This window comes from Bradyrhizobium sp. (genome assembly GCF_035570375.1).
Classification (GTDB): Bacteria; Pseudomonadota; Alphaproteobacteria; order Rhizobiales; family Xanthobacteraceae; genus Bradyrhizobium.
In genome coordinates this window covers 1-5,393 of record NZ_DATMLW010000231.1, presented here as the reverse complement: position 1 = coordinate 5,393, position 5,393 = coordinate 1, and the positions used below count along the sequence as shown (strand labels likewise).

Here is a 5,393-nt window from a genome sequence, read left to right as displayed (position 1 = left end):
GGGAGTTTCAGTGTGCGCCGGCTTCGAGCCAGGCGGCGATGGTGGCGCGTTCTTCGCCGGTCATCTCGGTCACGTTGCCGGGCGGCATCGCGCTCGACCATGCGGCGTTGCGTCCGATCAGCCGGGCGTTGCGGCGGATATGATCCGGCTGATCCAGCAGGATGCCTTTCGGTGCCGTGGGAATCGTACCCCAGACCGGTTCGGCGCCGTGGCACATGCTGCAGCGTGACAGCACGATCTCTTCGACGTTGGCGAAGGTCGGTGCCGTTGCCAGCGATCCGGTCCTGATTTCGCGAGGACCGGCCGCCGACAACAGGCCGATGGCGATCATTCCGGCGGCCGCGACCCCCCATACCCACCACGGCGATTTCCGGCCCGCATGCCGCTCATTGAAGAAGTGCCGGATGATCGGCCCGAGCGCGAGCACGATCGCAACGATCACCCAATTGTACCGCGTGGCGAACAGCAGCGGATAGTGATTGCTGATCATCAGCACGATCACCGGCAAGGTCAGGTAATTGTTGTGAACCGAGCGCAGCTTGCCCTGCGCGCCGAGTTCCGGATCGGGCTTTTTTCCCGCAAGCAGCGCCGCGATCACTTTCTTCTGGTTGGGAATGATCACCACGAACACGTTGGCGACCATGATCGTGCCGACGATCGCCCCGATCTGGTTGAAGGCGCCGCGCCCGCTCAGAACGTGCGTGAATGCGTAGGTGAGGGCGACAAGGAAAACGTAACCCGCCAGAGCGAAGGGCAGCTCGTGCCGGGCGAGGCCGGATCGGCATGCGCCTTCATAGAGGAGCCAGGCAAGCGCGAGGCTGCAGAGGCTGAACAGACCGGCCTGCAGCGGGGTGAGGTTGAGTATGGATTTATCGACCAAAAACAGCTCGGCGTCGAGGTAATAGACGACGACCATCAGGGCGAAGCCGGAGAGCCAGGTCGTGTAGGCCTCCCATTTGAACCAGGTCAGTTCGTCCGGCATTCTGGCGGGCGCAACCAGGTATTTCACGATTCTGTAGAAGCCGCCGCCATGAACCTGCCAGGCTTCGCCGTAGGCGCCCTCGGGGAGATCGCCGCGCGGCTTCAGGCTGAGGTCGAGGTGAATGAAATAGAACGAACTGCCGATCCAGCCCACCGCGGCGACCACGTGCAGCCAGCGCAGGATCAGGCTCGCCCATTCGGTCAGTATGGATTCCCACATCATCTATCGGCCACTGATCGAAGACATATGATGAGACGATAAAAGTTCGGCTCTTGACATACAATATGATAGTGCGAGCCTGACGTCATTGGTGACGAATTGAGCACGATGCAATCCGAGCCCGGAATCGTTACGCGGCGTGACCTGCTTTCCCTGATTGGAGCACTGTCAGGCAGCGCCGCGATGTATCAGGCGATGACCAGCCTCGGCTTTACGGCTGATTCTGGCTACAAGGGGCCGATCAAGCTCGACGGTGATCCGAAAGGTGCCTCTGTTCTCATCCTGGGCGCCGGGCTTGCTGGCATGACGGCCGCGCTGGAGTTGCGCAAGGCGGGATACCGGGTACGGATTCTGGAGTTCAACAACCGCCCAGGAGGTCGCAACTGGACGCTCCGCCGCGGCGACTCCTACACCGAGCTCGGTGGGCACAGGCAGACCTGCGAGTTCGAGGAGGGTCTCTATTTCAATCCGGGGCCGTGGCGAATTCCCTACCACCATCGTGGGCTCCTTGATTATTGCAAGCGCCTCGGCGTCGCGCTCGAGCCTTTCATTCAGCTCAACCACAATGCGTTCCTGCACAGCTCCGACGCCTTTGGCGGCGTTCCCCAGCGGATTCGCGACATCAAAACGGATTTTCAGGGCCACCTTTCGGAATTGCTTGCCAAGGTCGTGCAACAGGACAAGCTCGACGAAGCCGTGTCCAAACAGGATCGAGAGATGCTGTTGTCGGCGCTGAGAAGTTGGGGCGCGCTCGATGGCAATTATGCTTACAAGGCAAACCTCATTTCCGGCAATTTTCGTGGATACGCGAAGGGACCCGGCGGGGGCCTGGATGCCAAGCCGGTCCCTGGTGAGCCAATCAATCTCTCCGACATGGTCAAATCGCGGCTTTGGCGTCATCTGCAAAACTTCGCGGCCTATCGGTTTCAGAGCACAATGTTTCAGCCGGTTGGCGGCATGGACATGATTGGCAAGGCCTTTGCGCGTGAGGTCGGCGACCTCATCGACTATGAAAGGAAGGTGACCGCGATCAAGCAGGACGACGCCGGCGTCACTGTCACTTATGTCGATCTCAAGGCGCCTGCGACGCCCCAACTGGCGAAGGCCGACTGGTGCATCTGCACGATCCCGCTTTCGATCCTGAGCCAAATTCCGATAAACGTTGGCAGCCGCATGAAGGCAGCGATCGATGCGGTGTCCTACACCTCGTCGGTCAAGGTCGGCCTGCAATTCAAGCGCCGCTTCTGGGAAGAGGATGAGGCGATCTATGGCGGTATCACTTATACCGATCTGCCGATCGGGCAAATCGCCTATCCGAACAGCGGATACAACACCGCTCGCAAGGGGATCCTTCTCGGCGCCTACGTGATTGACAATCCCGTCGCCTATGAACTGACGTCGATGTTACCTTCCGAGCGCGTCACACTCGCCGTGGAATTGGGTTCCCGCATTCATCCGCAATACCGTCACGAGTACGAGAACGGCATTTCGGTGGCATGGCATCGGGTGCCGTTCACTCTCGGTTGTGCCGGCTATTGGACCGATCAAACGAGGGCGGAGCACTATGACAATCTGTGCCAGATCGACGGCAGGATCGTTCTGGCGGGCGAGCATGCCTCCTACATTCCGGCGTGGCAGGAAGGCGCCATTTTGTCGTCGCTGGATGCGGTTGCGCGATTGCATGATCGTGTCGTCAAGCGATAGGGGCACTCTTTTCAGGAATCGTGCCGTGGGTGGGGTCGAATGAGGCAAGCAAGCAGAGGTGCCGGTGCGGTGGTCGCGGTGGCGATGTCGGCAGCGTTTTGCGTGGTGTCCTTCACGGCCCGCGCGCAGGAGGTGCGGCCGAAAGCGCCCGATCCGCCTCTCAGCCCCGGCTCGGTATTTGTCGAGAAGGACGGCGAGGCCTTGTTCACCAGAATCTGCCAGGGTTGCCATATGGTGGACGCCAGAGGCGCCACGGGCGCTGGAACTTATCCGTCGCTTGCAGGTAACAGCAATCTCCAAACCGGTGCCTACTCGGTGGCCGTCGTGGTCAATGGACAGCGCGGGATGCCGCCCTTCGGCTCAGAGATGAGCAACGACCAGATCGTCGCCGTGGTCAATTATGTGCGAACCCATTTCGGCAATCGCTACACTGACGCGGTGACCGTAGAAGATGTTCGAGCCGCCCGGCGGTAGATATCCCGGCAGGACGCCGCAGGATGGATCGCCGGGCTTGCCAGTGAACAGGTTAGCTATCTACATTCGATAGATGCTGTGACATTTGTCTGGAGCGCGCGATGTCCGGGGCAATGGCGTTTGGCAGTCTCGTTTCGCCGAAAAATCGCTGGGGCAGGCTCCTTGCCCTGGTTTTCCTTATCTCGCCAGGCCTGGCGGCGGCCGAGGGGTTGAGCGCGCAGCAGCAGCTCGCCTTCGACATCTACAAGGAGCTGATCGAGATCAACACTGTCACGGCAACCGGCGATACCGCTCGCGCCGCCGAGGCAATGGCGGCCCGTCTGCGCTCGGCGGGCTTCGCCGAGGCCGACATTCATGTGCTCTCGCCGGCGCCACGCAAGGGCAATCTGGTCGCCCGGCTGCGCGGCACCGGCGCGCGCAAGCCGATCCTGCTTCTGGCGCATCTCGATGTCGTGCCGGCCAATCGCGAGGATTGGTCGGTTGACCCCTTCAAGCTGACCGAGCAGGACGGTTATTTCTATGCGCGCGGCAGCATCGATGACAAATTCATGGCGGCCGCTTTCATCACCAATCTCATCCGGTACAGACAGGAAGGCTACAAACCCGATCGCGATATCATCGTCGCGCTCGAAACCGACGAGGAAACTCTCGATCGTGACGGAGTGGGAATTCAGTGGCTGCTCAGGAATCACCGCGACCTGATCGACGCGGAATTCGCGTTGAATGAGGGCGGCAGTGTCGGATTGAAGGACGGCAAAGCGATCAGAAACAGCGTGCAGACCACCGAGAAGGTTTCGCTGACCTATCGGCTCGATGTCAGAAACAAGGGTGGCCACAGTTCGGTTCCGACCCGCGACAACGCGATCTACCACTTGGCGGAGGGATTGGTTCGTCTCTCCAAATTCAGCTTTCCGCTCAAGCTGAACGAGACGACGCGCGTTTATTTCGAGCGCATGGCGCAGTTCGAAGGCGAAGGGACTGCGGGCGACATGCGCTCGGTGCTGTCGGACAAGCCAGATCCGGCCGCGATGTCATTTGTCCGGCTTGCGACCAATCCGGTCTATAACGCACAGCTTCACACCACCTGCGTGGCGACGATGCTGGAGGGAGGGCACGCGTACAACGCCTTGCCGCAGCTTGCGAGCGCTGCGGTCAATTGCCGGATCATGCCCGGCGAGCCTCCAGAGGAGGTCAAGGCGACGCTCGAGCGTGTGCTCGCGGACGATCAGATCACCGTCACCCAGCTCGGTCAGCCGGTGTTGAGCGCACCATCGGCACTGCATGCGGAGATCATGGGATCGATCGGGAAATTGTCGAGCGAATTCTGGCCCGATGCGATCGTGCTTCCGGCCATGAGCTCGGGCGCCACCGACGGCAGCTATCTGCGCAATGCCGGCATTCCGACCTACGGCCATTCCGGTCTTGCCAGCGACATTAACGATATTCGGGTGCACGGAAAGGACGAGCGGGTCCTTGTCAAATCGTTCTATGAAGGCGAGGAGTATCTCTATCGGCTCGTCAAGATGTTGTCCGGCGGCGGGCCATAGCGAAGGCAGGGGCGTTCGTCTTCAGGCGTAGCCGCCGGTCGACATCTCAACCCGCCAATTCCGAATATGGCATCGCCGGGACCTGCTGCTCAATCGCCTTCTCCTCCTCAACGATTTTCGGCTTGCGCAGCCAAACATAGATCTGGGCGGCGATCAGCACGACGCAGATGAAGAGGAAGAATGCGCTGATCGGACGCTCGATGAAGGTCATCAGATCGCCGCGCGAGATCAAGAGGCTGCGGCGGAAATTTTCTTCGAAGCGCGGCCCAAGCACGAAGCCGAGCAGGATCGGAGCCGGGTGGAAATCAAGCCGCAGCAGGATGTAACCGACGACGCCGATGAACAGCGTTTCGCCGACCTGGAACATGTCGTTGCTGGCGGCATAGACGCCGATGCAAACGAAGAACATCGCGCTCGGATAGAGGTAGCGATAGGGAATGCTCAACAGCTTCACCCAAAGGCCGATC

5 protein-coding genes are annotated in these 5,393 nt (G+C 60.4%); 3 read left to right on the top strand and 2 right to left on the bottom strand.

The genetic code is table 11. The annotated features are described in order from the left end of the window. Positions 1-7 precede the first annotated feature (7 nt). Positions 8-1,201, bottom strand: coding sequence for a urate hydroxylase PuuD (locus tag VNX23_RS24995; protein WP_325634240.1), 1,194 nt, complete (start codon positions 1,199-1,201; stop codon positions 8-10). Positions 1,202-1,309: 108 nt separating this feature from the next. Here VNX23_RS24995 and VNX23_RS24990 point away from each other — a divergent pair, with 108 nt between their 5' ends. The 3 genes from VNX23_RS24990 (at position 1,310) to VNX23_RS24980 (ending at position 4,926) form a co-directional block, all read left to right on the top strand. Next, positions 1,310-2,905 carry a flavin monoamine oxidase family protein gene (locus tag VNX23_RS24990; RefSeq protein WP_325634239.1) on the top strand — a complete coding sequence of 532 codons (1,596 nt, stop codon included), beginning with the start codon at positions 1,310-1,312 and terminating at the stop codon, positions 2,903-2,905. A gap of 39 nt (positions 2,906-2,944) precedes the next feature. After that, complete coding sequence (locus VNX23_RS24985) at positions 2,945-3,379, top strand: cytochrome c (protein ID WP_325634238.1); 435 nt, start codon at positions 2,945-2,947, stop codon at positions 3,377-3,379. 101 nt (positions 3,380-3,480) lie between these two features. Next, positions 3,481-4,926, top strand: coding sequence for a M20/M25/M40 family metallo-hydrolase (locus VNX23_RS24980; RefSeq protein WP_325634237.1), 1,446 nt, complete (start codon positions 3,481-3,483; stop codon positions 4,924-4,926). 46 nt (positions 4,927-4,972) lie between these two features. Here VNX23_RS24980 and VNX23_RS24975 read toward each other — a convergent pair. Then, a partial coding sequence (locus VNX23_RS24975) for a tripartite tricarboxylate transporter permease (RefSeq protein WP_325634236.1) occupies positions 4,973-5,393 on the bottom strand: 421 nt, incomplete at its 5' end.

Bases quoted from the DNA above. Each gene is read 5' to 3' on its own strand.
- VNX23_RS24990 (WP_325634239.1), top strand. From the start codon at position 1,310: ATGCAATCCGAGCCCGGAATCGTTACGCGGCGTGACCTGCTTTCCCTG.
- VNX23_RS24995 (WP_325634240.1), bottom strand. From the start codon at position 1,201: ATGTGGGAATCCATACTGACCGAATGGGCGAGCCTGATCCTGCGCTGG.
- VNX23_RS24985 (WP_325634238.1), top strand. From the start codon at position 2,945: ATGAGGCAAGCAAGCAGAGGTGCCGGTGCGGTGGTCGCGGTGGCGATG.
- VNX23_RS24980 (WP_325634237.1), top strand. From the start codon at position 3,481: ATGTCCGGGGCAATGGCGTTTGGCAGTCTCGTTTCGCCGAAAAATCGC.